Annotated in this window: 26 protein-coding genes and 1 pseudogene; 15 read left to right on the top strand and 12 right to left on the bottom strand. The window is 68.0% G+C overall.

From position 1 onward, the window contains the following. Both ABD333_RS37940 and ABD333_RS37935 read right to left on the bottom strand, forming a co-directional pair. Positions 1 to 1343: pseudogene (locus tag ABD333_RS37940) on the bottom strand (hypothetical protein); the annotation flags it as partial. Positions 1344 to 1429: 86 nt separating this feature from the next. Continuing rightward, entirely contained in the window at positions 1430 to 2386 is a 957-nt protein-coding gene (locus ABD333_RS37935) for a hypothetical protein (protein WP_344547428.1), read from the bottom strand. A gap of 235 nt (positions 2387 to 2621) precedes the next feature. Here ABD333_RS37935 and ABD333_RS37930 point away from each other — a divergent pair, with 235 nt between their 5' ends. The 3 genes from ABD333_RS37930 to ABD333_RS37920 all read left to right on the top strand — a co-directional run bounded on the left by ABD333_RS37930 (position 2622) and on the right by ABD333_RS37920 (position 5835). Beyond that, positions 2622 to 2801: a hypothetical protein gene (locus ABD333_RS37930; RefSeq protein WP_344547427.1), complete on the top strand. Its 180-nt coding sequence runs from the start codon at positions 2622 to 2624 to the stop codon at positions 2799 to 2801. Positions 2802 to 2805: 4 nt separating this feature from the next. Beyond that, positions 2806 to 3135 (top strand): hypothetical protein, encoded by a 330-nt coding sequence (locus ABD333_RS37925; RefSeq protein WP_344547425.1) that lies wholly within the window; start codon positions 2806 to 2808, stop codon positions 3133 to 3135. Positions 3136 to 3837: 702 nt separating this feature from the next. Further along, positions 3838 to 5835, top strand: a complete 1998-nt coding sequence (locus ABD333_RS37920) for a hypothetical protein (protein WP_344547424.1) — start codon at positions 3838 to 3840, stop codon at positions 5833 to 5835. A 190-nt stretch (positions 5836 to 6025) separates the two neighbouring features. On the opposite strand, the gene ABD333_RS37915 is transcribed toward ABD333_RS37920, so the two are convergent. From ABD333_RS37915 to ABD333_RS37905, 3 genes are all read right to left on the bottom strand, one after another. Next, complete coding sequence (locus ABD333_RS37915) at positions 6026 to 6997, bottom strand: hypothetical protein (RefSeq protein WP_344547423.1); 972 nt, start codon at positions 6995 to 6997, stop codon at positions 6026 to 6028. A 104-nt stretch (positions 6998 to 7101) separates the two neighbouring features. Next, the gene (locus tag ABD333_RS37910) at positions 7102 to 7461 is read right to left on the bottom strand and encodes a DUF6245 family protein (RefSeq protein WP_344547422.1); all 360 of its coding nucleotides are present in this window, start codon (positions 7459 to 7461) and stop codon (positions 7102 to 7104) included. Beyond that, positions 7461 to 7685, bottom strand: a complete 225-nt coding sequence (locus ABD333_RS37905) for a DUF6245 family protein (RefSeq protein ID WP_344547421.1) — start codon at positions 7683 to 7685, stop codon at positions 7461 to 7463. The genes ABD333_RS37910 and ABD333_RS37905 overlap by 1 nt, the downstream gene beginning before the upstream one ends. A 676-nt stretch (positions 7686 to 8361) precedes the next feature. Here ABD333_RS37905 and ABD333_RS37900 point away from each other — a divergent pair. Together ABD333_RS37900 and ABD333_RS37895 are read left to right on the top strand one after the other, a co-directional pair. Continuing rightward, a complete protein-coding gene (locus ABD333_RS37900) occupies positions 8362 to 9735 on the top strand; it encodes a pentapeptide repeat-containing protein (protein WP_344547420.1) in 1374 nt (457 codons plus the stop codon). Positions 9736 to 10077: 342 nt separating this feature from the next. After that, positions 10078 to 10446, top strand: coding sequence for a hypothetical protein (locus ABD333_RS37895; protein WP_344547419.1), 369 nt, complete (start codon positions 10078 to 10080; stop codon positions 10444 to 10446). 175 nt (positions 10447 to 10621) lie between these two features. Here ABD333_RS37895 and ABD333_RS37890 read toward each other — a convergent pair whose 3' ends face one another. Continuing rightward, the gene (locus tag ABD333_RS37890; protein WP_344547418.1) at positions 10622 to 10999 is read right to left on the bottom strand and encodes a hypothetical protein; all 378 of its coding nucleotides are present in this window, start codon (positions 10997 to 10999) and stop codon (positions 10622 to 10624) included. Between the two features lie 288 nt (positions 11000 to 11287). Then, a complete protein-coding gene (locus ABD333_RS37885; protein ID WP_344547417.1) occupies positions 11288 to 11425 on the bottom strand; it encodes a hypothetical protein in 138 nt (45 codons plus the stop codon). A gap of 418 nt (positions 11426 to 11843) precedes the next feature. Here ABD333_RS37885 and ABD333_RS47700 point away from each other — a divergent pair, with 418 nt between their 5' ends. Next, on the top strand, positions 11844 to 12353 hold the full coding sequence (locus ABD333_RS47700) for a ricin-type beta-trefoil lectin domain protein (protein WP_425546959.1): 510 nt from the start codon (positions 11844 to 11846) through the stop codon (positions 12351 to 12353). 391 nt (positions 12354 to 12744) lie between these two features. On the opposite strand, the gene ABD333_RS37880 is transcribed toward ABD333_RS47700, so the two are convergent. Further along, positions 12745 to 13992: a cytochrome P450 gene (locus tag ABD333_RS37880; RefSeq protein ID WP_344547416.1), complete on the bottom strand. Its 1248-nt coding sequence runs from the start codon at positions 13990 to 13992 to the stop codon at positions 12745 to 12747. A gap of 104 nt (positions 13993 to 14096) precedes the next feature. After that, positions 14097 to 15770: an SAM-dependent methyltransferase gene (locus ABD333_RS37875; protein WP_344547415.1), complete on the bottom strand. Its 1674-nt coding sequence runs from the start codon at positions 15768 to 15770 to the stop codon at positions 14097 to 14099. An 865-nt stretch (positions 15771 to 16635) separates the two neighbouring features. On the opposite strand from ABD333_RS37875, the gene ABD333_RS37870 reads away from it, so the two are divergent. Both ABD333_RS37870 and ABD333_RS37865 read left to right on the top strand, forming a co-directional pair. After that, on the top strand, positions 16636 to 17103 hold the full coding sequence (locus ABD333_RS37870) for a zinc metalloprotease (protein WP_344547414.1): 468 nt from the start codon (positions 16636 to 16638) through the stop codon (positions 17101 to 17103). A 200-nt stretch (positions 17104 to 17303) separates the two neighbouring features. Continuing rightward, on the top strand, positions 17304 to 17756 hold the full coding sequence (locus tag ABD333_RS37865; RefSeq protein WP_344547413.1) for a DUF6545 domain-containing protein: 453 nt from the start codon (positions 17304 to 17306) through the stop codon (positions 17754 to 17756). Between the two features lie 136 nt (positions 17757 to 17892). Here ABD333_RS37865 and ABD333_RS37860 read toward each other — a convergent pair whose 3' ends face one another. From ABD333_RS37860 to ABD333_RS37850, 3 genes are read right to left on the bottom strand one after another with little or no spacing between them, the layout of a single operon-like run. Beyond that, positions 17893 to 18222, bottom strand: coding sequence for a hypothetical protein (locus tag ABD333_RS37860; RefSeq protein WP_344547412.1), 330 nt, complete (start codon positions 18220 to 18222; stop codon positions 17893 to 17895). After that, the gene (locus tag ABD333_RS37855; protein WP_344547411.1) at positions 18194 to 18412 is read right to left on the bottom strand and encodes a hypothetical protein; all 219 of its coding nucleotides are present in this window, start codon (positions 18410 to 18412) and stop codon (positions 18194 to 18196) included. Before ABD333_RS37855 ends, ABD333_RS37860 begins: the two co-directional genes overlap by 29 nt. 60 nt (positions 18413 to 18472) lie before the next feature. Then, the gene (locus tag ABD333_RS37850) at positions 18473 to 18988 is read right to left on the bottom strand and encodes a hypothetical protein (RefSeq protein WP_344547410.1); all 516 of its coding nucleotides are present in this window, start codon (positions 18986 to 18988) and stop codon (positions 18473 to 18475) included. 223 nt (positions 18989 to 19211) lie between these two features. On the opposite strand from ABD333_RS37850, the gene ABD333_RS37845 reads away from it, so the two are divergent. The 7 genes from ABD333_RS37845 (at position 19212) to ABD333_RS37815 (ending at position 25496) form a co-directional block, all read left to right on the top strand. Continuing rightward, the gene (locus ABD333_RS37845) at positions 19212 to 20135 is read left to right on the top strand and encodes a phosphoadenosine phosphosulfate reductase domain-containing protein (RefSeq protein WP_344547409.1); all 924 of its coding nucleotides are present in this window, start codon (positions 19212 to 19214) and stop codon (positions 20133 to 20135) included. Positions 20136 to 20317: 182 nt separating this feature from the next. Then, positions 20318 to 20572, top strand: coding sequence for a hypothetical protein (locus ABD333_RS37840; protein WP_344547408.1), 255 nt, complete (start codon positions 20318 to 20320; stop codon positions 20570 to 20572). Between the two features lie 316 nt (positions 20573 to 20888). Then, positions 20889 to 21581 (top strand): hypothetical protein, encoded by a 693-nt coding sequence (locus ABD333_RS37835; protein WP_344547407.1) that lies wholly within the window; start codon positions 20889 to 20891, stop codon positions 21579 to 21581. Between the two features lie 123 nt (positions 21582 to 21704). Continuing rightward, a complete protein-coding gene (locus ABD333_RS37830) occupies positions 21705 to 22946 on the top strand; it encodes a hypothetical protein (RefSeq protein ID WP_344547406.1) in 1242 nt (413 codons plus the stop codon). 19 nt (positions 22947 to 22965) lie between these two features. Continuing rightward, a complete protein-coding gene (locus ABD333_RS37825) occupies positions 22966 to 23493 on the top strand; it encodes a hypothetical protein (RefSeq protein WP_344547405.1) in 528 nt (175 codons plus the stop codon). Positions 23494 to 23942: 449 nt separating this feature from the next. Next, entirely contained in the window at positions 23943 to 24785 is an 843-nt protein-coding gene (locus ABD333_RS37820) for a helix-turn-helix transcriptional regulator (protein WP_344547404.1), read from the top strand. 234 nt (positions 24786 to 25019) lie between these two features. Continuing rightward, positions 25020 to 25496, top strand: a complete 477-nt coding sequence (locus tag ABD333_RS37815; RefSeq protein WP_344547403.1) for a hypothetical protein — start codon at positions 25020 to 25022, stop codon at positions 25494 to 25496. Positions 25497 to 25538: the final 42 nt, after the last annotated feature.

Here is a 25538-nt window from a genome sequence, read left to right as displayed (position 1 = left end):
TCGGCGGGGTCGCCCCACAGCGGGCCGGGGGCGGCGAGCAGGGTGTCGATGGCCTCGGTGCGGGTGGCGGCGCGGTGCACCAGGACGCGCTGGCGGCGGTCGGGGGTGGTGGCCTGCCAGTGCCGGCTGGTGCGGCGCACGTGGCCGAGCACGACGCGCTCGCCGTAGTCGTCGACGACCACGGCGTAGCCACCGCCCTCCAGCCGCGGCGGGTCCAGGGCGGCAGCGGCGATCTGGGCGGCGGTGTAGGGGCGAAGGGGCCGTTCACGTGCGGGGCGGGCGCGTGGCCGCCGCGGCGTGCGGGCGGCGGGGCCCAGGTCGGGCAGCGGCGCGGGCGCGTACAGCGCGGCGAACAGGGCCATGACGGCCGCGGCCACTGTGCTGGCCGGGCCGGGGACGGGGCCGTCCAGGGTGCAGGCGACGTGGCGGCCGCGGGTGTCGCGCTGCAGCCAGCCCACGCACCGGCCCCGCACGATCACGTCGGTGCGGTCGGCGACGCGGCCGCGCAGCAGCGTCCAGGACGCCAGTGAGCGCGGGTCCAGATCCAGCCCGCGGCCCAGGTGATCCAGCGGCGGGCCGACCGTCACCGCGGCGCGGTCGGCGCCGGGCACTCCGAGCGCGGCGGCCGCCGCCTGGGCGACCTGCAGTCGGCTGCGCAACCAACCGGCCGTGGTCTCGGCAGGACGGGTGATCATCTGTCCGTTGGGGCCGTGGGGGACGCAGCTGTTGGCGGTGTCGTGCAGCCAGGCCAGGCGTGCGCCGTCGGCCAGCAGCAGGTGATCGTCGCCGTGCAGGTGCGCCAGGTACAGCTCGGCGACACCGGTGCCGCTGTCCGCCATGGATTTCGTCACGCCTGTTGCGGTTTTCGTCACGGGCGGGCCCTGTGGCACGGGGGGAGGGGCCGAGGTGGGAGCGGGGGCGGGCGGGACGGGGGCGGTGGGCGGCGCGTTCACGCGCGCCGGCGGCGCGGCGCTCGCGGCCGTCTGATTCGTCACATCGCCTGGCTTTTCGTCACACGGCTCAGCGGAAAGGGGGGCGCGGGCGCGGGCGACGAGCTCGTCCAGGCTTTGGCGAGCCGCCGCCGCGGCGGCCGTCACGGTCTCAGGCTCGACGTCGTGGTCGCGTTCGACGGCGCGGGCCGCCTTCACCAAGACCAGCACGTCCCGCCAGAGGATGTCGGCGAGGGCGTGCGCCGTCGGCGGCGAGGAGCCGGCTTGCGCATCGGTCTGGTCCGCGGCCTTGCGCGCGCGGTAAGCCTTGGCCTGGCAGGCGCGCGAGCAGTAAGACCGCCGACGGCCGCGCGGCTTGACCGCCACCTCGCCGCCACACTGCGCGCACCCCATCCAGGCACCCCTTTTTTCGTCACGGTCGTGACCGTGATGAAATCCTACGCCCGGCACAACGGCGGACGTGGGGTGCTTGCTGGGTCTTACAGGCGCCCCGGCGCGAATTCGTCCAGCCAGGCCTGCAGGGCGGCTTCGAGCTCGGCTCGGTCCGGCGGGTCGACGTCCTCGGCGACCAGCACCGTGCGGACACCCTGGTCGAGGATGGCCTGGGCGCGGTGCTGGCCGTTGACGTAGGAGCGGCCATCGCCGCGCAGCGCGAGGGGATCCAGCACCAGGCTCTCGGCGGCCTGACGCTGCCACGTCGGGAGGTCGGCCTGCACGATGAGGTCCATCAGGCAGCCGGTGAGCTCGTCGACCGGCACGCGTTCGCGCCGGGCCTGGCGCAGCGCGCCGACGGCGATCCGGGTCGCGGCCGTCCAGGGGCCGCCGTGGTACCAGCAGCAGTCCCGCGGCGCCTGGTCGGGGCGCAGCTGACGGGCGATGCGGCGGCTGAAGGGGATGCCGACCGGCATGCACGTCGGTGCGCGGAACGGCTGCGGGCGAGGCAGGCGGACCCCGCGTATGACCCGGTAACCGGTTTCCTTCTCGGGCACGGGCGGGCGCGGTACATGCCGCGCGCCGCGGTCGCGGTCCACTGGCCCGCCCACCAGCCGAGCCAGGTCGTCGTCGCAGATCGACCGCCACTGCGGACCGGTGAGGGTGTAGGGGGCCGCGATGTGCTCGAACGTCACCAGGTCGAAGGAGTCGAACCGGCCGCTGGGCAGGATCTGCCGCTGGATCCAGACCGGCGGATGCTGCGAGTCGGGGCAGTGCCGTCGCCATGCCGCCGCGCAGTAGGTCTCCGCCGCGTTGATCAATGACGGTCCCTCACCGGTGGTCTGAACGGCGACCATGACCGGCACCGCACCCGGCGCGGTGAACACCTGCAGACGCATCGCCGCGGGCAGGGTGTGTCCGGCCTCGACGACGAACATGTGGTCGTCGACGACGCGCTCGCGCGGTGTCGCATGGTGGCGCAGGAGCGCTTCCACCGATCGCACGGCCTCACCTCTTCACCTTGGGATGGCCTGGCCGATCTCTGCCCTGAGTTTCGCAGAGGGCGTGCTTGAAGCCGACCTTGGCGAACAAGCCGCTCCTGGCCTCCGGCGGGATTGCCTGACTGAGCGGGACGGCCTGGGCGTCATCAGCACACAACGACATAGCGACCTGCGGTCACGGCCGCTCCTTGACCGCTGGCGGGGGCTGCCTTGAACGTGCGGCGGGCAGCATGCCGACATGGGAAAGAGCAAGCGCGGCGCGGGCAAGAGCACGCCGATGGACCAGCAGGCAGCACGGCGGATGCAGGCCGCCGCCGACAAGAACCCCGCCAGCAAGACCGCTCAAAGCGGCGCCGGCCGACGCGCACAGTCAGCCGCCGACCGAGCCAGCGCCAGCCGCGACGCCAAGAAGCGCTGATCTGATGAGCGACCCACGCGTCATGCGGCACCTGCTGGTGGACCAGGGCAAGATCGCCGCCGACTGGACCCAGCCGCTGGCCGACACCTCACTGATCGACTCCCACACAGGTCGGCGAACCGGACCCGGCACTGACATGCCCGCCGGGCATGACGGGGTGATCGAGCGTCGCGCCGACGGCAGCGAGACCCTGGTGACCGTCGATGGGCTTCACCTTGACCTCGATGGCCAGGGCGGCATCCGGGTCAACGGCCGCAGCGACTACTGCGGCAACTTCATGGTCATCCAACGCCAGCGGGACCAGCATCTGGCGCCGGGCGCGAGGCAGGCATGACGCAGGGGCTGGCAGTTGCCTCGCTTGGGGTCGGTGACCGCGCCGTGAGCCGATCTGTAGGATCCGCGTTCTGCTGTCACACGTCGGTGCTGTGAGCTGGCCGTTATTCCGAGTCCGCGTTCGATGTCACCTTGATCAGTCCGGGATTCGTGTCATTTCCGGGGGCCGAAATCTAGCAACGGTCAGCATCTCTACGCGCCGGTGACTTCTACGCCCGTGATGCGGCGTGATCGGCTCCTCCTTGGGTTCCCCACATGCCGCCAATATCCCCCCATGGGATGATCTTGATTGGCGCGCTCCGCAGATCACACGCCGTACGCGTGGCCCGGCAGCCTGACCGGGAAGCGGCCTCGTCTGGGAACCTGAGCTCAGAGGGCAGCCGCGCTTTGTAGGAACGCCCCGAGCGCGTCGCGCCGTAGGAGATCATGGCGCCTGTGCACTGGCCAACTCGGCCGGCTTGAGGGGTTCGGAACCCGAGTTTGTTCAGCCTCCGAATAGAGGCGCTTGAGGGTGTGGGCGTGGGTTCAGGGTGATCACCTGGCAGACCTGCTGGTGGGTGATCTCGGCGGAGAGGACGGTGCCCGGGCCGTCACCGTTCCAGGGGCGCAGGACCATGTGTCCGACTGCGTCGGGGGTCAGCGTCCAGGCCATGCGGCGGGAAGTCCAGCGTCGCCAGTGCTCTTTGTTGGGATGATGGACGTCGTGACGGACCTGGCGAACTGGAAGTCGCGCGCCGCAGACCTTGACCCGGCTGTGGCGGCCGAGGTGTGGGCCGACCCCTCGGCGCCAGCTTCAGTGCTGCGTGACCCCCCGGCGGCCGTGGTGGAGTTCCTGCTCGGCGACGGAGCTTGGCAGGGCAGCCTCTCGGCCGTGTTGCGCAACCCGGCGCTGCCGATGAACGTGCTCGCCATGCTGGCGGCGCGGGCCAAGGGGCAGGCCCGTTCCGCGATCTCCCGGCATGCGTTGCGGTCGGGGGCCGACGTGCCGCGGTTGACCGCGGCGGCTCCGGCGATCACCGCCGCCGAATTGGGAAGGGTTGTGGACGGACTACGGTACGGATGGGAGTACCGGCGGGACCCCGGCGCAGCACAGGCCACGATGGCCAAGATGCTGCGTGCGTTGACCACTTCGTCCGACCTCCGGTGCCGGGCTCTTGCCGCTGAGGCGTTCCCACTGATTGTGGGGCCGCGTCACCGCTACACCAAGGGTGAGGTGTCGGCGACCAAGCTGATCGCTGATCCGGAGGTCGCGGTGCTGGTCGCGTTGGCTCGCAACCGCCACATGCGCGTTCTGCCGGAGTCGCAGGAGGGCTTGGCCGTGCGTCGCGCGCTCCTGGATCACTCCGCGCCGCGCGTGCGCGCTGCGGCCCGTCGCGCGGGCATACACGTGCTGGACAGCCACATCTTCGCCGCGCTCTCGGCCGCCGACGGTCGCCCCGTCCCCGTCGATGCTGCGGCGTCCGGGGTGGAGCTGGCCGACCCGCTGGATGATCCGGCGCCCAGCGTGCGCGTGACCGCGATCGCCGGTGGCATCCCTGAGCAGGATGGCGCCCGCTGGGCGCGTGTACTGGCCGACCCGAGCCCGCAGGTTCGCAAGGCCGCCGCCACACGCGGATTCTCCACGCCCTCCTTCGTGTGGGCCGGCCTTGCCGAGGACCCCGACCCAGCCGTGCGCGCGGCGGTCGCCCAGTCCCGCTGGGCCCCCGCGGAGCTGCAACGCCGGCTCTTGTCCGACACGGACCCGAAGGTGGCAACGGCCGCCGAAGCCCGCGATCCGCTCTCCCGGCCGGTGGGGGTACGCCCGGGCGTGCCTGCGGACGGGGAGATCATGCTGCCGGTCAGCTTCACCCACGACCAGCAGCTTCGTCGGCTCGACCTCACCGCCGTCACCCTCAACCTGACCCAGCAGCACCGCCTGGCGATCGCGGCACGCGCCGATGCCGAGGCCCGCGCCGAAGCACGCGCCCGCGTGATCGCCCGCCTGAGGAGCTCCCGGGCCGCGGGCTGGGTGGCCGACCGCTGGGAACGGTGGTGCGATGTGTTCGCGGTCCCCGCACCGGCACACTCCATGATCGGGTTGGAGCGCAGGCTCGCCGCTCCGTTCGTCGGCGCGGCGACCGCTGATGATCGCATCACCGGCGCGCTCGCGCTGTTCGACGCCGTCCTCGGCCTGGCCGCCGCACCTGGCTTCGCTGTGCCAGACCATCGGCCCGAACACCGCTCCGACACCCTGCACGCCAGTGCCGAGGAGCACAACGAGCAGGAGGCCGCCGACCTGGCGCTGCTGACCGGACCGTGGGAACAGGTCTTGCTCCCCACACTGGTCACCGTGGACACCGTGTACGGACCGCGCACTCCCGCCGCACGACAACTGCTGACCACCGCGGCGCGGCTGCCCCGCACCCGCCTGGACTCTCTGCTCACCACGCGCATCAGCATTGACGACCAGCGCTGGAGATCCGCTCGCCGCGAGGCGGTCGACGCGGTCGCCGGCCCCCACGATCAGGTATACGCCGCGCACTTTCTTTTCTGGGACGCCGTGACCGTCGCCGAACTCGCCGCCTGGCAGCGCCCCACTGACCCGCTGCTGGCCGACGCCCTGTGGGCCGCCAGCGCGGTGGTGTTGTATGGCGAGCAGATGTCGGCGGCCACAGTCGAGACCCTGACTTCGCCCTGCACTGCCGCAGGTCTCCCGCTGTGATCGACTACCCGTCCGACACGAGCACCTCGACTCCATCACAGACCCTTGGTAGATGCCCTCACCATGACGCTCCAACGGCCCCACCATCACGACAACGCCAGGAACAGCACTCGATAGCGTGACCATGTAGACGCGCGAGTCCGCGAACAGGGGTCCAGCCGCCAACCCATGGGACACCGAAACGCGGACCCTACACGATCGCGACCTCCTCGTACGGGCGACGTTGCTCGACCAGCGGCAGCAGGTCGCGCAGCCCTTGGTTGTCGGCGGGGTTGATCCACAGGCTGGTTCTCAGGACCGTGCCGGCGTTGTCGAAGTCGCCGAGCCGCCACAACGCCAGGGCCCAGCCGTGGCGGGCGCGCAGGAAGGGGCGGTTCTGGGTCCAGGACCACGGCAGGACGCCGGTGAAACCGGCAGGAAGGCTCAGCTCGCCGACGGCGACGCCGGTCTGGTAGTAGCCCAAGGCCTCGGTAAGCGCGGCCGAACGCCGACGCTGGGCCGCTGCGGATCGGATGGTGACGGTGTCGGCGCGCGCGAGGGCTTCGTGGCCGGAGTGCGCCCAGGCGTCGATGTCGCGGTAGGTGGCGTTGCGGATCTGCCGCAGTGCCGACCGGTAGGTGGCCTGGTCGCCGGTGCGGTCACGTTCGTGCAGGGCCCGATCGAGCGGGACCTCGTGGTCGGCTCCGGCGTAGGGCTCTGGCATCCGCCAGCTCTCGCGGACGCCGGCGGCCTTGACGCGCTGCCACCAACTCCACTGCTGCGCCTGGCGGACGAGGTCGGCGTCGTACTCCCCGGGGTCCAGATCCCAGCCATCGGCGTGCGGGTCGTAGATATCGTCTGGCGAACGCCGGGCCGGCATCTCACCGGCGCTGCTGACACCGATCACGACCCGCCGAGTCTCCGCCGAGACGTAGTGCGTCGTGATCTCCGGCAGCCACACATACCGCGATGCCGGATCGGCCCCTGCGGGAGCGCCGAAGTCGATCACCCGGGTCATGGTCTCCACGAGCCGGCGCACGACGTCTTCGGCCGCATCGTCGTGCAGCGGATAGGCAAACACGCCCTGGACGCGGGCTAGGGCCACGGGCGTGAACAGCGCCTCTGGTGGCAGGCCAGTGCGCTCGGCCAGCGCGGCGATCAACTGGGCGTCCGCTGTGATCATGGCGTGCCTCCGCTTGCTGGCGCGGCTGCTGCTGTGGCGAGCCTACGGGCCTGGGCGGCGCGACCGGCAGCGAACGCAGAATGCCCACGCGACGTTCAAAGATTTCAGTCGTCCAGGCCGTCGAACACCGCCAGCATCTCCAGCAGGATGTCGACGTTCGCGATCGCGTTCTGCAGGCACTGCCGCGCCTGACGCATCTCCCCGGCGCTCTGCTCGACCTTCTCCACCGAGGGCACCTGCCCGGCCGCAATAACGCCAAGCAACCGGTGCAGGCCCTCCGCCGCGTGCGCGGCCGCCACCGGGATCGGCCCGGTCGCGGAGTCTTGCGCGATCTCCCGCAACGGTCCGGCGACCCGCAGGGCCTGCCAGCGCAGGAACGCCGCCAGCTTCTGCGGGTTCGGGTCGGCGGCCCCAGGATCCATCGCGCCGCCGCTGCGCAGCTGCTCGCGATGCGCGGCGCTCATCACCGCGGCGTCCCCGCCGGCCAGGCCCTCGCAAGCATCGCCTCGACCTGGACCGCGCCGAGCAGGCTGTTGGCCAGGTGCATTTGGTACCGGTCGGCGCTGAGCCGCTGGGCTTCAGCGGCGTGCTCGGTGGTGGTGTTGTCGCCGCCGTACATGCCCAGCGAGGCCAAAGCCCCCGCCAGTTGGTCGACGCTGGCCGGTTCGTCCCTGTAGACCCCATCCATGCCCGGCAAGCTACACACCACGTGTCCGCGCCCCGACCGGAACGGGCGTACCGGTCTGAACACCGCTGGCCGATCCTTACTCGACTCCGGTGATGACAGCTGCTCTGGCTGCCGGTACGGTCACGTCGTCCAAGACCCGGCCCGGACGCCATCCGGCCCGCGATGAGGATCGCTCGGGGTTGGTCGTCTCGCCCGTCAAGGGCGCGTGGCTGGGCTTGCGCGCTGCGCAGCTCGGTCGCGCCACCCGGAAGATCCTCAGCGTACGAAGATCCACACAGTAGCGATCAATGTCTCAGATACGTGGGACAAACGATCAAATGCCTCATGATCAACGGGACTGCCTCGGGATAAACGGGACGCAACAACCGCTTGGACAACGGGGACGCTGGGTCAAACCGTGAAACCAGACAGAAGGTGAATTCTGTCCCGTCTGAAGCCGCGGCCCGTTCCGGCCGATCTGACCGAGATCCAGCGGTAGGCAGCGCCGGAGTCTTAGAACCATGCCATGGCAACCAATGCCCCGGACGCGTGCCCCGAAGCTTCTTTGAAGCCCTCGGCGAACCCCGGTGATATCTGCAGGGCCACGCCGGCGGCCGATGGCGGCTGCCTGGCCCACCTCGGGCCCGAGTCGCTGGCAAAGTACCTGTCTGGCCTGCAGCCGGGCGCAGCGGTCGATATGCAGGAGGTGGTGTTCACCGGCGATCTCCTAGAACGCCTCCTCGCGGCGATCACCCCGCTAAGCCAACAGCCAGAGCTTGGAACTGCGGATTTCAGCGGCGCGACCTTCACCGACAACGCCAACTTCGAGGGCGCCACCTTCACCAAGGACACCTCCTTCAGCGGCGCGACCTTCACCAAGAACGCCGACTTTCACGGCGCGACCTTCACCGACAACGCCAACTTCGAGGGCGCCACCTTCACCAAGGACACCTCCTTCAGCGGCGCGACCTTCACCAGGCACGCCATCTTCCACGGCGCGACCTTCACCCAGGACGCCGACTTCGGTGGGGTGACCTCCACCGGGGAGGTCTACTTCGGCGACGGGACGGTGGAGGGGAGGCTGCTGCTGCGGACTTGTGCTGTCCAGGGCTTGGTGTGGGCGGGGGCCCGGATTTCTGGGGAGTTGGTGGTGGAGGCGGCTGTGGCGCGGGTGGATCTGTCGGGTGTGCGGGCGTCGGGAAGGGTGGGGCTGCGGTTGCGTGGCGCGCGGGTCGATCTGAGTGGGGCGGTGTTCACCGGGCCGGTCACCGTGCACGGCCTGCAGACGGCGATTGGCGGTGTCGATGAGATCACGATCAGGTGGGACGGCGCCGAGCCGGGCGGGACCACGCCCAGGGTGAAAGTCGTGTCCCTGCACGATGCTGATGCCGAGCGGCTGGTGCTGACCGATGTGGATCTGAGCGAGTGCCGGTTCGCCGGCATGCAGCAGCTGGAGAAGATCACCCTGGACGGCCGGTGCCGGTTCGCCGCGAACCCGCGCGGTACCCGGCAGATGCTGGCCGAGGAGCACCATTGGCGGGCGCACAAGCCCCGATGGCGTGTCGGGCGGGCCGCCCGGTGGACGGCCGCGCCCGACGGGGTAGGCGTGGTGGACCCGGCGCGGCTAGAGGTGCTGTACCGGCAGCTGCGCAAGGCGCTGGAGGATTCCAAGAATGAGCCGGGCGCGGCCGACTTCTACTACGGCGAGATGCAGATGCGCCGCCACAGCGGCCGCGGCGGCCGTGGATTGGCCGAGCGGACGCTGGTGTGGCTGTACTGGCTGGTGTCGGGGTACGGGCTGCGAGCCTGGCGGGCGATCACCACCCTGCTGGTGGTGGTCGCGGTGATCGCGGTCGGGGTGAAGTACGCGGGGTTCCCCGGCAAGCCGGTGCCCTACATCGACGCGTTGTTGTACAGCGTGCGGTCGGCGTTCCTGATCAACGTCAAGACCACGAACGTGCCCGAGACCGTCACCCGATGGGGCGAGGTGTTCCGCATCATCTTGCGGATCGCGATGCCGTTGCTGCTCGGTCTGGCCGCGTTGGCGATCCGCAACCGCGTCAAACGCTAACCCACCCGGTCGGCCGGATGGGCTCTCTCACTTCGCTGCGTTGGTCCATCGACCAGTGCCGTCTGTGCAGGCTGTTTCGTGGCCCGGAGAGTTGGGCAGCCGGCCTGGTCCATGCCGCTGGAGGCCAGGCGGCGGCCCGGCTGTCAGATCACCCGAGAAGTGATCGGCGACGCCACAGCGGCCGAGCTGCAGGGCACGGCAGGCGGGCTCACGAAAGGGTGGCAGCAGTCATGGATCACCAAGGTTGGTTCGTACTGGGCGTGTGTGGAGTCGCTCGCTACGGTGTCGGGAAAGGTAAAGCGTTTCTGGACGCCCTGTTCGGGCGGCGGAGCGGAGGATGCGGTGGCGGTCGACAACCCCCTGGACCTGGAGATCACCTACGAGGACCCCCTCCACCTGCACCCGATCCACGACGTCGACCGGCCCGACCACGTGGCCGCGCTGACCGCCGCCATGGAGGCCACCGGCTGGGACGGCCCGCCGCTGGTGGTGCATGACGGCACCGGCCTGACCGGGGTGCACCGCATCCACGCCGCCCGCGCGGCCCTCCCCTCCATCGAGGTTCCCACCGTGGCGGCCGCCGCCCTGTTCGCCGCCGCCGGCGTGGACTTCGACGCCGAGGCCGACCTGGACGACCTGGGGCCGGAGCTGGAACAGCTCTACGACAAGCTGCCCGCCTGCGTTCGCCAGGACTACGGGATGCAGGCGTGAGCGGACGCGCTCGTAAATGTGCTCGGACGACGGACAGGATGCGTAAGACTGCGGCGCCGTTGGTGTCGTGCTCGGCTATCGATGCGCGCCACTCGCCTTGTCGAAGTGGACGGGCCCGGAGAAAGGCCGCCCCGCCCAGGCCTCGCCCCGCTTGTCTGTGACTGCCCATCTGGCCTCAGCGGATTGGTCTGAAGGAGTAGTAGGTGTGGGAGGGGTCGTTCCAGGACAAGCCTGGGTCGACTAGGGCCGTGGCGCCGCCGGAACAGTTGGAGGTGGGCCAGAGGTGCACTCTGCGGTTGGTCTGGTTGGTGCCTCTGACCGCCCCGGCGCTTCCGGTGTTGTAGCAGCGGCCGACTTCCGGCTCGAACTCGATCGTCCGGAGTCCGCTGGCGTCGTAGTACTCGAAGTAGCACGATCCGCCACCGGGCGGCGGACAGGCCGGCTCCATCGCGTGAGCCTCCGCGCGCGTTCCGGTCGCGGTGGCCGCGAGCGTGAGTGCGGTGGTGGCGGTGATGAGCAACAGTTGGGAACCTCTGGTGGGCGAGGTGCGCATGCTGGCGTCCCTTCTGAAAGTGGCGGGGAGCTGACGCAGTAGAGAGTTTCGCCGGGCGGGGCGTCGACTAAGCTCCCCCGGCCGCCAGTGGTCACGAACAGTAAACATCAGGTCAATATCGGTGACATTCGCCCGGACATGGGCTCTCTGTTCGGCCCGCGAGTACGAGCCGTAGCCGTCAAGGAGGGGTATGAACCCCGAACGCCCCGCGCGTCACCCGGCGGCCAGCGACGCGCGGGCGTCGCGGCCCCCGCTCTCCCTCGCCCGTCAGTGTGTACACAACCACGATCATGCGGAGACACTGTCGGCGTCGGCGGGCTCCATCTCCCACAGCGGCTGACCGAACCAGGCCCTCACCTGCTCCAGGTGGACGACGTCGGCGGCGATCGTGCCGCCGGCGAGCCCGGCCCAGAACGAATCCGGCAAGCACGTCGGTCTGCAACGCCTCCAGGTCTCCGGGCTGTCGCCGGTGGACGCGCCACCCGTAGATCACGGACGTCCGCGAGACTCAACCCGCGCCTCCTCACCTTCATCCGCCCAGCAAGACGAACGACCAGGACGATGGGTTTTCAGGAATTCAGAGCTCGCTTCAGATGCAAGAACCGATCTAGATCCACGAAGGAGCCCCAGGTCCTGGAACTACAGCGGCTATGGCCACCGCCGCGAACTCAGGGGTTGTTGCTCAATCAACTGCCCGTGCACCAAGACGACAAAATAGTGCGCGCAGAGGTAAAGACAAACTTCGCTGTGGCGTGCATCCTGTTATTGGCTGAGCACGAACAACGGCCGCCTGGTGAGCAAGCATGCGGTCCATTCCGGGCCTCCTTTGCCGAAGGGATCAGTAATGTTCCGGCTCCGGCTGGCAGCGACCGTCCTGGTAGCGCCCCTGCTTCTCCTCGGTAGCGTGGCAAGCGCCTCAGCGAGTCCACGCAGCGAAGGTTTCAGCGCCTTGTATCCTCCCGGCACTCCCGGACCGTTCAAGATCGCCAATCATGAAGACTTGGGGTTGTGCCTTGACACCACCGGCACCCTCGGCAGGAGTGTTTACCTGGGCCGTTGCCACAGCGGCGACTCCGGCCAGAGGTGGGGCTGGTGGAACGGTGGGTGGCTCATCCACCTCCAAAGCGGCTACTGCCTAGCTGCTGTAACCGTAGGCAACGTCAATGCGGCCGAGTTGCAGCGCTGCATTGACCATCGCATCCAGTATTGGACGCACCAGAACTTCGCCATTCTCAACACGAGCACGGGCAGCAACCGTTGCCTGACTCCCGCTCACGCTGTGGAGGGGGCACACGTGAACCCCATAAACTGCTTCACCACTCCCTCGCAGGGGTGGAACGTGACCTACTGGTAGTGATACTGAAGTAGCAGGTCAGCGCATCTCCGGACGCGACACCCTTTCACCATGCATGCACGCCGGGCGTGTCGTGGTCACGCAGAGGCATTCGGCCAGGGCACGTGCGAGCCGCTTGCGAGGCCGTCCCACGCCTCGCCGAGGGATGCGGATGGACTCCATCAGCGGGATGAATCGTGGCGAGTCCGCGTGCTGGCCGGGTGAGGCGAGGCGGGTAATCGGGCGGCAGCGCCTGTCGGTGACCAGACGAATTCTTTGTAGCGAACCCCATTCCTCACATTATGCACTCGTCTGGCCGCAGTCCGACATGGGACTTAGTGGCGGCTAGCTCGTCGGCTGCGGCCAACCCGTACAGAGCCGACATTCTGTCTGGCTTACCGGCATGGTGTCCTCAGTTCTCTTGTGACCAGGCAACCGCGAGGCTCTCGGGCCGGCGGATGGGTGTCACGGTGTGCCAGGCGATGTCGGCGGGGTCATCGGCCAGACGCAGGTCGGGAAGCCGTGCGGTGAGCACTTCGAGGCCGACGTTGAGTTCGAGACGGGCCAGGTGCGCGCCCAGGCAATGGTGGACGCCGGATCCGAACGCCAGATGCGGGTTGGGGGTGCGCGTCAGGTCGAACCGCTCGGGGTCGGGGAAGACGCGGGGGTCGCGGTTGGCGACGTCGTGCGCGACGATCACGACGTCGCCCTTGCTGATTTTGACGCCACCGAGCTCGACGTCTTGGGCGGCCCGGCGCGGCTGGCCGGAGTCGAACCAGGAGTTGGGGACATACCGCAGGATTTCCTCCACCGCGGTGGGGATGTGCTCGCGGTGCTCACACAGCCAGCGGTAGAGGGTGGTGCCGTCGTCGGCCGGGGTGGTCAGCAGTCTGAGGACGGCGGTGACCAGTGCCGCGGCGGTGGTCTCCCACCCGGCGATCACCAGGGATGCGTTGAGTAGTGCGGCTTCCTCGGGGCTGACCTCGCCGGAGTCGGCGGCGTTGGCGGTGATGGCCGACAGCAGGTCGTCGGTGGGGTTTTGCTGTCGCTGGGCCATCAGCTGGGCGACGTAGCCGACCATGGCCTGCATCGCCGCGGCGTTGCGGGCTTCGCGGTCGGGGCCGACGTCCAGGAGGCCATCGCCCCACTGGCGGAACTGCGCGCGGTCTTCGATCGGGGTGCCGAGCATGTCGCTGATGGCGTTGAGGGACAGCGGCAGCGCCCATTGGCCGAACAGGTCGGCAGGTTCGCCGACGGCGAGCATCGCGTCCAGGCTCTGGTTGGCCAGGGCGGTGACGGCTGGGCGGAAGGCGTCGATGCGGCGGGGTGTGAAGTCTTTGCTGACGATCGAGCGCAGCACCCGGTGGTGCGGGCCGTCCAGGGCGAGGATCAGTGGCGCGAGCCGCAGATAGGGCCGGATCTCGTCGGCGTCGCCGCGGGTGAAGGCCTTGTCGTCGCGGTAGACCTCGCGGCACTCTGCCAGCCCGGAAACCCACCAGGCCCTCTCGCCGGTGGAGGACATGACGATCGGCGTGACCGGTCCCCCGGCGGCGCCGGTGGGCGGGCGTTCGGGCTCCAACGGGTCAGGGCCGGGCTGCTGGTCCTGGGGGCGGAAGGGGAAGGGGCAGCGATCGGTGGACTGGCTCTGGTGAGGGGCCACGTGCGTCCTTTCAAGGCGCGGGGCAACCAGTGCTACTGGCGCTGAGCGGGACGAGACGTCGATCATCCGTCGAGGACCATGTAGGCCTATCAACCCGAAATGAGTCAAGGCTTCTGTGCGCAGAAGCTGTATTGGTGCCACTGGTGGTCGAATTCGTCGCGAGAGGTGCCCAGGATCCGGTGAGTGTCAATCACGCCTGGAGGCAGAACCTGCATTCCGTCCGGGACGAGCGCGGCGACTTCGTCCTGGGTGCGAAAGGCGATCGGATACGGGTGGCCCTTGTACACCTTGCCCAGTTCTGCGCGGGCCACCTTACTGATGCCTTTCGTGCTGACCGCGGTGAGTCCCAGGCGGCTGCCGCTGGCGAGCTGGTCGGTCAGGTGGCTGTAGATGCCATGTGGATCGAACGCTTCTGAGGTGCTGTTGATGTCGTGCTCGTCGATGATCAGGACGGGTTCACGCTCATCCGGCGGCAGGTCGAGGCCCAGCAGGTCACGCACGGCGGGGTGCTGAATCAGCCGCTCGAAATCGCGGATCGTGCCCTGGATATAGGTGGCGCCCGGCTGGTGGCCGTAGCGGCTTCGAAGGTGCCGTACCAGGTAGGGGTCGGCGGTGGCGCTGACGATCCGGCCGCCACCGGGGCAGGCGACGTCGGCGACCTTGGCCAGGCTCCACGGGTTGGGCGGCGGAGTGCCCAGTTCGAGGAAGCGGCTGATGCCCATCTCGGCGGCGGCCTGCCGGACGCATCGGGAGGCGAACATGACGTTCTCGCGTTCAAGCCTGGCCGTCTCTGTTACGAACAGCCCCACTCTGATGGAGCAATACCTGTCTGCGGGCGTGCTGTAGGCGTCGCGGCTGTGCGGGTCGGTCACCAGCAGGAAGTTCGCCATCCGGACCGTGTCGGTGCTGTGTATGTCCGTTTGGCCGGAGTCGTGCACTGCTTGGTCTGCTGGCGTGAGCGGCGCAAGGGCCGGCTGGAACATCGCGGGGTCATTGTCGAGAATGCGCTGGTAGGCGGTTTGGATGCCCGGGCTGGGTTGGAGATGGCGCTGGGCGCGTTCCTCGCGGAGCTCCTCGTACAGGGCGATCGATTCGGCGGTCCGGCCGCACCGGTACAGGGCGATCATCAGCAGTTCACGGAGCCGGTCGCGGTCTGAATACTCGCGGACGATGGACGGCAGTGACGTCGCGATTCTGGATTGGTCGCCGATATGCAGCAGAACTTCGGTCTGCTGTTGCAGAGCGTCCAGGTAGGCGTCGATCAGGGACTTGCGCAGGCGATCCATCTCGATCGTCGCCGGCAGCTTGCCCAGGGTGGCGGGCGACCAGACCGACAGGGCGTCGGCCCACATCAGTGCCGCGGTGCGCGAGTCCGTGGCGTCCAGCCCGTGGGCGGTCTGCGCGAGCAGGCAGAAGTCGTGCCAGTCGACGCGGATGCCTTTGCCCAGGACGAACTCGTAGCCGTCGATCTGCTCCAGGCGTCTGATGACCTGCGGCCCGAAGATCTTGCGTAGCTTCGAGATCGCCTGATGGAGCGCATGGAGGGACGAGGGGCGCTTTGATTCTTCCCATGCCAGGTCCAAGAGCCGCTCGGCGGTCACGGGGCCTCCGCCGGCACCCGCACCAAGAATGAGCGCGAAGAGCACCAGCGCCGGCTGACGCGCCAGCGGGATGATGGCGCCTTCGCTGTCGGTGACGCCGATGCCGTGCAGCAAGGTGATGTGGTACGACGCATCCCCCGCCGGGTCGTACATGCCACTCCCCGCCGGGTCGTACATGCCACTCCTTCAACCTGGGCCGTTTCAGAAGTGAGAACCGTAGCGCTTGTAAGAAAACTTCGCAGAATCACACGCTTTGCGCACGATCTACCGGGCGGAAGGCGCCGCCACATCCCATTCAATTCTGGCCGCATCCGGCCACCAGTCGTGGTGTTGGACGGCTGCGTGACCTGCTGGAACGCACCAACCGACTCTGTCAGGCCGCGTTTGGGGAGCGGTTGCGGAGCCGTTGGGGAGCGGATGGGGAGTGCCGAGACAGAGTGCAGAAAGTGGCGGGAGTTACCGTGCTCGTCTCTTGCCGCCCCCAAGCTCGGGCAGGTGAAGGCCAACACGGCGAGCCTTCTCCACACCCTGCTTTGCGTGGGCGTGGCGAGAGCGACGTTGGGCAGCGAGGCCAACTCCGTACTGCGCGGAGCGAGAACGCGGTTCATACGCCGCCGGTCGCTCAACGCGGGGCCTCGCTGCCGCCTGGCTCGAATGCGCCTGGGACAGCGGCGCTTGGAAGGGACGGAGAAGCGACCGTATGAGGAGCAGACCAAGTGTTGGTCAACTGCCCACTCGGATTCGTGAGAAGCCGGGCCTGCGGATCTTCCCTTCCATGCCCTGCTTCCCTATGCGCATACAAGACCGGAGCGCGGCGACGTGGAGGCCAGCTCCGATGAAGGGGACGGAGGGCGCGGACGATATGTGGTCGGCCAGTTCATGGGGGCGTGGGCGCGCCATCGCCTGGATCGCTCTCATCCTGCGGCGCCTCTCGCTCCTGCTCGGCCTCATCCACGTGGCGCTCGCCGCGGAGGGTGAAGGACGAGCCGGAGCAGCAGGCGACAGATCACGTCGCCGGAGTCGTCGGACTTACCTTGCGGGGATGATCGGATTGGCCAATCACAGGGCGATGAGGCGGACCAGTGCGCGCAGGGGCGATCGCAGATTGACTAGACGGTGCCGCGAACTAGTCGACTCCCTAGACATCCCCTATCCCTGGGATCTGGACCAATTCGCCGCTGAAATCTCCAGCATCACCGGCCGTCCGCTGCGGATAGGGCCGCCGCTGCCCGCCCAGCCCGGCGGCCCCTGCGGCATGCTGGTCCGCACACTCACCACGGACTGGGTCAACGCCGTCCCCGGCGTCAGCAAATGGCACTACTACACCATCGCGCTGCACGAGATGGGCCACGCGGCGCTGGACCACCACAGCGACCTTGACGTCACCGGTCTCGCCACGCTGACGCGCAATAGCTACGACACCCAGGAAGAGCGCGAAGCCGAACTCTTCGCCACCCTGGTCCAGCAGCGAGTGTGGCGCTTGCGACGCAAACGTGGCGAGCGCGCATGACCATCACGCCTCGCTAGGTCCCATTGACAATGCCTGGGCCGCAGGAGTCCCCGCTGAAGCCAACCGCCTCCCACCCCACCATCACGACGGCGAGCCTTCTCAGATACACGCCACCACTCGGCCTCCTACGCTTCCGTCGCGCTGCCTCCGGGATCAGCCCGCGACGGCGGCATGAACCTCTCACCCTCTGGACGCCCCCGGTGGCCGAGCCCATCCGCCTAGCTCTTGCCTATCGCCGCCTCGGTCCCTTGTGGCGCGCGTTGCACGACGCTTTCCCCCAGACCCATCTCGACAGCCCCAGCCATCGCCTCAGTGTCTTACTACTGCGCCGGGTCGTGGAAATCCGAGACGGGCAACAACAACTGCAGCCCTACCTACCCCCCACCGCCATCTGTGCCATAACCCAAGCCGCCCACGCCATGGACCTCACGGGCAAGGAGTTGGAGGCGACGGTGGAAGCCGCTCTGATTTCCGTCGCGCTCGCGCGTTACCGGGCCGGGCTTCCAGCCAAATTCGGCTCCCTCATGCCGTCGTTGCCTATCGATAACGTCAAGCAAGAGATCGTACAGCTGGAGCGCGTCGCCATTGCCTACGCACGTTCACCCCTAACTCGGGCGATGTCCCTGGTGATGGCGCAGCACGATGAACGTTGACATGCATACTGACGGCACTGGTTGCTCGCGAGCTGCTGTGTACGACCTCGCGTGGCGTCCGATGGACGAGCTGGCGACGTGCCGGAATCGAGCGTCAGCACAACCGACCCGGCAAGGATGATTAGGGGCATCAAGCTTACTGAACAGTGAGCGCCGACTGCTCGTCGGCGCTGAGCCGGAGACGTTCCAACATCATCACGACGACCACGCCGCGCCGGAACAGACCCTGCTCGTCCTCGTGATCATCGTCGACGTCGAGCGCTGCCAGGACGTCACCGATGCCGGGCGGGGCACAGGTGCCTGCCAGGAAGGTCTCCACCGACGCCATGGTCAGCAGGTTGGTGAAGGCGTCACAGCTGTCGGCCGCGTCCGGCAGTCGCCGCGGATTGTGGCCGATCAGCCCGCTGGCCGCCCCGCAGATCGTACGGCTGGCCGAATCACTTCCCGCGACCTGGCGCACAGGCAAGCGACTGCTCCGCGATCGCCTGGCCCGGCTGGGATTCGACACCGAAGTCACCCATCTGCCGCTGCCGGAGAACTTCCAGCACATCCTGGATCTGGCGATGCGCCGCCACGGCACCGTTCTGCTGGAGGCCCTGCTGGACAACCGAGCACGGTTGGTGGCCGACGGATTCCTCGACGAGACCGAGCTGCAACCGGACAACGCACCTACGAGGTCTACCGGCCCCTCATGCTGGAAGCGGGTCTGCGGTCACTCACCCGCGCACCGGCAGATCGGGCTGCCGCTGCGCGCGCCGCGACATGATGTAGCCAGTACGGTCCCGCCGCTGCACCTCGCGCAGCAACGTCCATCCCTGCACCTGGCAGTAGTACCGGGCCAGCCGTTCCTGGAAGGCACCGCGCCGAACATGCAACCGCCCGGTCCGGGCCGCGTGATCCAGCGCCCACCGCGCGATCACGTGGCCCAGCCGCGCCCCCTCGGCCGGCTGAGTCCACGTCGATGCCAGAAACAACGACGGCTCCGCACGCTCGGCCTCAGTGAACGCCCACGACGGGCACTCGGTGAGCACCGTCGTGCAGCCCGCCACCACACCATCGCGTTCCAGCACCCACACCGGCCAGCCCGGCTCCCCCACCTGCCCAGCCAACGTCTCGGCGATCCCATCCGGCGCGCTCAACCCTCGTTGACCCAGCCACTCGGCCCTGGCAGCGACCATGGCCTTCACACCGTCCTGGTGTTCAACCCGGTCTGCGGGGAGCATCCGCAACATCAACTTTCTCCCTCCATGGGAAACAACAGGCTACGCCGCAGAGTTCCCGCGACGATGCCGGTCACGGTCCGGAGACCGCAGGCAACTATGGCGCTGGCGAGCCGAGACAGCCCAGTCCACCCAGGTTTGCCGCAAACACGAACTGGGGTATAATTAACTCTGTTGAATGAGAGGGCAACCTCACTCAACAGCCATCAATCAAGCACGGAGGGAGTACGCGCCTATGGGTGCGACTTTGATCTCAACGCCGGGGCACCGCCTCACTGATCGTGTGCCGCCGCTGCTGCTGCCGGGTGATCCCGACCTGAGGAGGTTCCACAGAATCATCGTTCACACCAGCGCCGGCAAGGACTCAACCGCCCTCCTGGAGGTCGTGGTCACACTCGCCCACTACGCGGGGGTTCTGGACCGAGTGGTCGTCGCCCACGCCGACCTGGGCGTCATGGACTGGAAAGGCACCTCGGCCCTGGCCGCCCTGCATGCCGAGGCCTATCAACTCCGCTTCGAGCAGCGACGCCGAAAAGGGGGCAACCTGCTAGAAGCGGTACAGGAACGCGGCAAGTGGCCGGGACCAACGACCAGATGGTGCACTTCGGGGTTCAAGCGAGACACCCTGGCTCCGCTCATCACCCAACTCGCCGATGAGGCACGTGCCGCTGGTCAGGTGAAAGAGGGGGCGGCTCAGATTCTCAACGTGATGGGCATGCGGGCACAAGAGAGCACCTCGCGCGCCCGACGACCACGCCTTGCCCTTGACCGTCGCGCCAGCAGTGGCCGCCGCCACGTCTGGACCTGGCTGCCGCTGCTCCATTTCCCGGTCGAAGCCGTCTGGGAAGTCGTGCACGCCACCGGCCTGCCCTACCACTGGGTCTACGACCACGGCCTCAGCCGGGCCTCCTGTTCCCTCTGCCCGCTGGCGGCCAAGGCCGACCTCACCCGCGCGATCCTCATGCGCCCCCAGCATGCCCAAGCACACGCCGTCGTCGAAGCAGACATCGGCCACCGCTTCCGGGCGGACCTATCCATCGAGGACCTCATCGAGCAGGTCAGCCGCGGCGACATCGACGAGCGACACCCACGCCCCACCCGAGGAGGCCGGCAGGGAGCTCATGCATCTCGAACAATCAGCAAATACTTGTATAATTAACTAAATCGGTCGGGAGGGCAACCCCGATCGCGACCACCATCCACGAAGGAGCAGTGACCCATGTACATCGCCCCGAAAATCCCGCAGATCGCGAGACGGCCGGCCACACCTGAGCCAGCCCACGGCCGCCCATCTGATCCGAACCGCCAGATGTGCGGAGAGACCGTCCAATGAGCGCGTACATGGTCTCCACAACCCACATCCACGCCCTGCTTACCGCCGGGCTGACCTTCCCCGGAGTCCACCTTCGCTGGACACTTCCCGGCACCCATCCGAGCGAAGTCGCCTACCTCACCACCGACACGGCGGGACGTGTCGGCGCGATGCTCCTGGCCGAGAACCGGCGATTGGTGAACCACCGCTATGACGAAGACGACTGGGAGGCGCCTTACCTGTTCCACCGGCTCCCCGGCCCCCCCGCCCGGTCACCGTCCTGAAACTGCTGGACAGCTACGAGTACCAAGCGTGCGAACACGACGGCTGGCAGACCAGTGAAGCCGCCACGTTCTGTCAAGCGCTTCGCAAGCGCATCATCAAGCAGCTTCGCGGCTATGACGCCGCACCGTGATCCCTCGAAGAGGAGGACACCAACGTGTTCGCCACACCACCACGCCGGAAGGGCACCGCGTAAACGCAGAAGCGGCGCCTCAAGCGCTCTAGCGCTGCGCCTCGCCGAAACCTTGTAGCACCGGATCCGGCCGGGAGGGCAACCCCGGCCGGATCCGCTCCCACCACCCAGCACGGAGTCCCGCAATGACCATGCCCGCCACCGCAACGCACCCTGTCCCCGCTCCCAATCCATGGGCACTGGCGGACCTCACCGCACCGCTGTACCTTGTCCCGCCGTCGACGCCCGACATCCGCTCGGCGATGCGCCGCGGCGAACTCGCCGCGATCCTCTCCCCCGCTGCCGGCAACAGGCTCCCTGACGGCGTCTTGTTCGCCGCCGACAACTCGGCGTTCACCGGCCACTACCCCGGAGATGCCGAATACCTGAGCTGGCTGGAGGGCCTAGCGCCCCACGCCGACCGCGCGCTGTGGGTCACCGCCCCCGACTGCGTCGCCGACCATTACACGACCTGGGCGCGTTCTCGCGACGTCCTTCCGGCCATCCGTGATCTGGGCTTCCCAGCTGCGTTCGTAGCGCAAGACGGGATGGAGTACGACCACTCCTACGACCTGTGGGAGTCCTTCGACGTGCTCTTCCTGGGGGGAACGACGACCTGGAAGCTGGGCCCGGCCGCTGCCGACCTGGTCAGTAACGCACTGCAATGGGACAAGTGCGTGCACCTGGGCCGAGTCAACTCGCTCAAGCGCCTGCGCTACGCCGACTACATCGGCGCCGATACCGCAGACGGCACCTACCTCACCTACGGCCCCGACCGTCTGCTGCCCACCGTCCGGAGCTGGGTGCGGCAGCTGCGTGATCAAACGGCGCTGTTCTAGCCCGCGGCGGCGATCAACCACCCCGAAGCAAGGCGAGCGGCCGGCGGATACCCGCCCCGGAAGGGCGGGGGGCAACACCACCGGCCGCTCTTAACCACCAACCAGACGAAGGAGGACACCCGCATGGGGGACCACCGTCACGTCGTGGAAGAGCTCAAGCATAACCCGCCCCGGCTGATCATCTCCCACGGCATGGGCGTCGACACGGGTGCCATGACCCACCGCCTTCTGGAGGAACCAGACCTGATCGGCATCCCGCCGTCACAGTGGCTGGTGGTCACCGCGATGACCGGCCACGAGATCCAACGCACCGGTGAGCTGATGCAGGAATTCGCCTTGCCGATGTTCCAGCAGCACGGAGTGCGCTACGCCCAGATCTCGCGCGCTTGCCAGGACGGCGGCTACGCCGTCCTCAGCCCGACCCTGCATCCCACCGAGATGGTCATGACGGGGCCCTGGACCCTCGGCCACGAGCTCACCGCCGTCGGCACCGTCCCGCAGGTCACCGGAGCCAAGACCTGCTCGTACCGAAGTAAGCGCCAGCCAATCGAGTGGTTCCTGGACGACGTTCTGGGCGCCGCCCCCTACGTGCACCTAATGGGCTACTCGGTGGAGGAAGGCAAGAGGATCGCCGAAGACCGCCTGCACACCAAGGGCGGCCGCCGCACTCCGCGCCATCCGCTCGCTGAGTGGACCTGGGATCGCGCCGAAGCCGCCGGGTACATCCACCACACCCTCGGCGTGGAATGGATCCGCAGCGCTTGCGGCTTTTGCTGTTACGCCAACATCGGCCGCGGCATCAACGAGCTCATCCACCGCTGGACCATCGATCCGCACGCCGCCGCCGAGGCGCTGATCTACGAGCAGCGGGCGCTCGGGATCAACGCCAACGCCGCGCTCTTCGCCAACCGCACGGCCCACGACATCGCCCGCGAACACCGCCTCGATGCCGCCCGCGAGCTCGCTGAACACCACCTGGCCAAGGCCCGGTGGGCGCTGTATGAGGTGCGGCGGCTCTACTGGGCCACAGGGCCCACCACACCCGGCGGACCAGCAGGCAAAGGCCCGGTCTGGCGCGCGATCAGCAAACTCGCCTCCGGCACCCGCGACGCAATGCACCAAGCACTCACCCTCACCGCCGACGCCAGCGACGCGCGGATGGAGATCGACAAACACGGCTTCCCCCGCGCCTGGACGCTGCCCAAGGGCGACACCTACCCCACCTGCGAGTCGATGCTCGCCATCAGCCTCGACGACATCAGCGACAAGGCCCGCGACACCTTCGAAGAACGCTGGTTCGAACACACCGACCTCGCACCCCTACGCCCTCGCCAACGACAACTCGAGCTGTTCCCTGCGGCCTGAGACAAGGAGAACCTCAGCCATGCGCCTCTACGACTGGCTTATCGACCCCTCCGAGGTGTGGATCACCAGGCAGGAAGGCCGTACCTACGCCACCGACAGATACCTCGTCGTGGATTGCTCCGTCGTCACCGACGAGGACCTCCCCGACGTCGGCGTCTGGACCATCAAAAAGACCAAACCCGCCACGCGTGTCGACAGGTTCGACCAGGAATCCGCCGAGAAGCTGGACCCCAAGATGAGGCTCACCACTGCTGTTCAGCGATGGACAGAGCGACCAGACGACTACCACGTCGCAGCCTGGTCGGACTGGACAATGAACGCCTCGCACCGGCTGGGCTGCCGGATCGGCGCACTCGGGAAGACACCGGTCGCGGTCAACCATGCCTGGCTCTCCAAGGCCGAACGCAAGCACCGGCTGGTCGGCAACGACCCCCACCGCCACCTTTTGATCTCAACCAATGGTCGGCCGTCGGGAGTCGTCGGCCTGGTCCTGCCGGTCCGGTTGACACCCAGCCCCGTCCACCAAGCCATCGTGAAGGGGATCTAGAAGGACGCCGACGCTAAGCCAACTCCACGCCCAGCGGGAGGCGAACGACTGCGGCGAAAGCGCACCGACACCTGGAGAGATGATGGGCGGCCCGGCAGGCGCCGGGCCGCCCATCATCACGTTCGGACCGCAGCACCGGAACTCACCAGCCGCAATCGCCTGCCGGAATCCTTTGCCGCCAAGGTGGCGGATCGTGGCCCCGCCCAAGCCGGCGAAAAGAGTCACGGATTCGCCGGCCCCACCCGTGTATGGTAATTAGTCACGACGACTGGGAGGGCAACCCCGGTCGCCGCACCACCAACCAACCAAGGAGCATCTTCATGGAGCACTCGCTGACACACCGGCCCACCTCAGACTCGTCCGCCAGCCGCTGGATCGACCGTGCAACGCGCCGGCCGCCGCCGGGCCGCCCCGCGGCCGGACCGGGCCGCGCGGCCAGGAGACCCACGATGCTCATCAACGGCCAGTCCGCCCTCAACCGGAAGGAACTCGCCGAACGCGCCGGCGTCTCCTACCCGACCGTCGGCTACTGGTTCGCCAACGCCGACCGGTTGGGCTTCCCCGCGCAACACCGCCGCGGCCGCAGCACCTACGTCGTTGAAGAAGAGTTCATGCAGTGGCTCGAGGAGTGGCGGCAGCGTGACGACTGGCGAAGGAAGCGCGAAGAACCCAAGGACCTCAGCGGCAGCCCCAACGAGCTGATCGGCCCCCAAGGGGTCGCCGACATCTTCGGCGTCCATGTGGCGACCATCAACGGTTACGTCCGCAAGAGCATCCCGGCATGGGAACGCGGCGAGAAGGGGCTTCTTCCGCCACCTGACGAGGTTGAGGTCACCGGCAAGGTCATCCACCGCCGCTGGCGCCGCAAGACCATCACCGACTTCAAGCGGCCCGGCGTCGGCCGCAAGAAGGGCACCCCGCAGCCCTTCCCCAGCGAGGCCAAGAAGAAGCTGGAGATCACCAAAGCGATCCTGCGAGTCGCCGCCCAGGATCCAGGCCGCAGCGAGACCCCTGAGGGCTTGGCCACGGTCCTCCAGGTGAGCGCACGGGTCGCCGCCACTTACCTGCACGAGGTCGCGCCCGACGTCATCAAGGAATACCAGCTGCGCCCGTTCTCCGACATCGTGGCCGCCATGACCGGAAGCACCGAAGAGACCCGGCTCTGGCAGGCCAAGCAGGCGATGCGACGTGACGACGCCCCTCAGCCGGTCTTCAAATACAACCGAGTCCGCTACTACCGGCCTGACGAGCTGGAGACCTTCCTGGCCCACCTAGAGACCGGCGGCAACTGAGTTCACGGCCGAGCACCCACCAGAAGCCATCCTCTGCACAACCGCGCACGGGTTCGCAGCGCCACTCCGGCCTCGGACTCGCCTCCAGTTCACTCCGGGATCTGACCCGCGCGGGTGAGTAGTCACGGCCTGGTCCGCTGTTGCTCCAATTCCCTTTTTGATGTATATTTACTAATAACGAAAGGGAGGGCAACCCCTCTCGGTACCCACCACCCTCCAGACAAGGACGAAGCCATGACCGACCCCGAAGGCGTGACAGCCACCGCCCCGAACCTCGTCGCCGACACTGGCGCCTGCTGCGCACGGCCGAACATCTGCGACTGCGGACACCCTCCCGAGCCGGTACCGCCAGGCGGCGGCGCAACCGGCTATGCCACATGGAGTCCAACCGGAGAGACGCTCTGCTATCCGTGTGCCGACCAGCGCCAACGCGAAGAACTTCGTACGGCCCAACGAGCAGTGGTGTACCTGTCGGACGGCCAAATGCACGTCACCACCTGGACCGGCGGCCTGCTGGGGCGCGTGACCCGCTCGTGGTTGGGGAGCACCCGCTGCGACACGCTCAGCGGACCGTGGCGGATGCGCTATGTCCACGTCACGGACGTACACGGCGGTCGCTGGCACGGCCAGGGCTCAGACGCCTGGCAGGCGATCGTCTTGCACCGGACGACCCGGCGGCGCGTTCGTCGCTCATCCGGCAACCACCGCTGACGAGCTCGCACACCGAACTCACCCTCACAGATCACCGCGGCG

The sequence above is a fragment of the Actinomadura fulvescens genome, from assembly GCF_039533225.1.
Taxonomy (GTDB): domain Bacteria; phylum Actinomycetota; class Actinomycetes; order Streptosporangiales; family Streptosporangiaceae; genus Spirillospora; species Spirillospora fulvescens.
This window is presented reverse-complemented; position numbering and strand designations above follow the sequence as displayed.

Coding starts and splice junctions, on each gene's coding strand:
- ABD333_RS37925 (WP_344547425.1), top strand. CDS start 2,806: ATGAGCGACCCACGCGTCATGCGGCACCTGCTGGTGGACCAGGGCAAG.
- ABD333_RS37830 (WP_344547406.1), top strand. CDS start 21,705: ATGGGGGACCACCGTCACGTCGTGGAAGAGCTCAAGCATAACCCGCCC.
- ABD333_RS37870 (WP_344547414.1), top strand. CDS start 16,636: ATGATCGGATTGGCCAATCACAGGGCGATGAGGCGGACCAGTGCGCGC.
- ABD333_RS37875 (WP_344547415.1), bottom strand. CDS start 15,770: ATGTACGACCCGGCGGGGAGTGGCATGTACGACCCGGCGGGGGATGCG.
- ABD333_RS37900 (WP_344547420.1), top strand. CDS start 8,362: ATGCAGGAGGTGGTGTTCACCGGCGATCTCCTAGAACGCCTCCTCGCG.
- ABD333_RS37835 (WP_344547407.1), top strand. CDS start 20,889: ATGACCATGCCCGCCACCGCAACGCACCCTGTCCCCGCTCCCAATCCA.
- ABD333_RS37825 (WP_344547405.1), top strand. CDS start 22,966: ATGCGCCTCTACGACTGGCTTATCGACCCCTCCGAGGTGTGGATCACC.
- ABD333_RS37840 (WP_344547408.1), top strand. CDS start 20,318: ATGGTCTCCACAACCCACATCCACGCCCTGCTTACCGCCGGGCTGACC.
- ABD333_RS37915 (WP_344547423.1), bottom strand. CDS start 6,997: ATGATCACAGCGGACGCCCAGTTGATCGCCGCGCTGGCCGAGCGCACT.
- ABD333_RS37890 (WP_344547418.1), bottom strand. CDS start 10,999: ATGCGCACCTCGCCCACCAGAGGTTCCCAACTGTTGCTCATCACCGCC.
- ABD333_RS37820 (WP_344547404.1), top strand. CDS start 23,943: ATGCTCATCAACGGCCAGTCCGCCCTCAACCGGAAGGAACTCGCCGAA.
- ABD333_RS37910 (WP_344547422.1), bottom strand. CDS start 7,461: ATGAGCGCCGCGCATCGCGAGCAGCTGCGCAGCGGCGGCGCGATGGAT.
- ABD333_RS37815 (WP_344547403.1), top strand. CDS start 25,020: ATGACCGACCCCGAAGGCGTGACAGCCACCGCCCCGAACCTCGTCGCC.
- ABD333_RS37905 (WP_344547421.1), bottom strand. CDS start 7,685: ATGGATGGGGTCTACAGGGACGAACCGGCCAGCGTCGACCAACTGGCG.
- ABD333_RS37850 (WP_344547410.1), bottom strand. CDS start 18,988: ATGTTGCGGATGCTCCCCGCAGACCGGGTTGAACACCAGGACGGTGTG.
- ABD333_RS37845 (WP_344547409.1), top strand. CDS start 19,212: ATGGGTGCGACTTTGATCTCAACGCCGGGGCACCGCCTCACTGATCGT.
- ABD333_RS47700 (WP_425546959.1), top strand. CDS start 11,844: ATGTTCCGGCTCCGGCTGGCAGCGACCGTCCTGGTAGCGCCCCTGCTT.
- ABD333_RS37930 (WP_344547427.1), top strand. CDS start 2,622: ATGGGAAAGAGCAAGCGCGGCGCGGGCAAGAGCACGCCGATGGACCAG.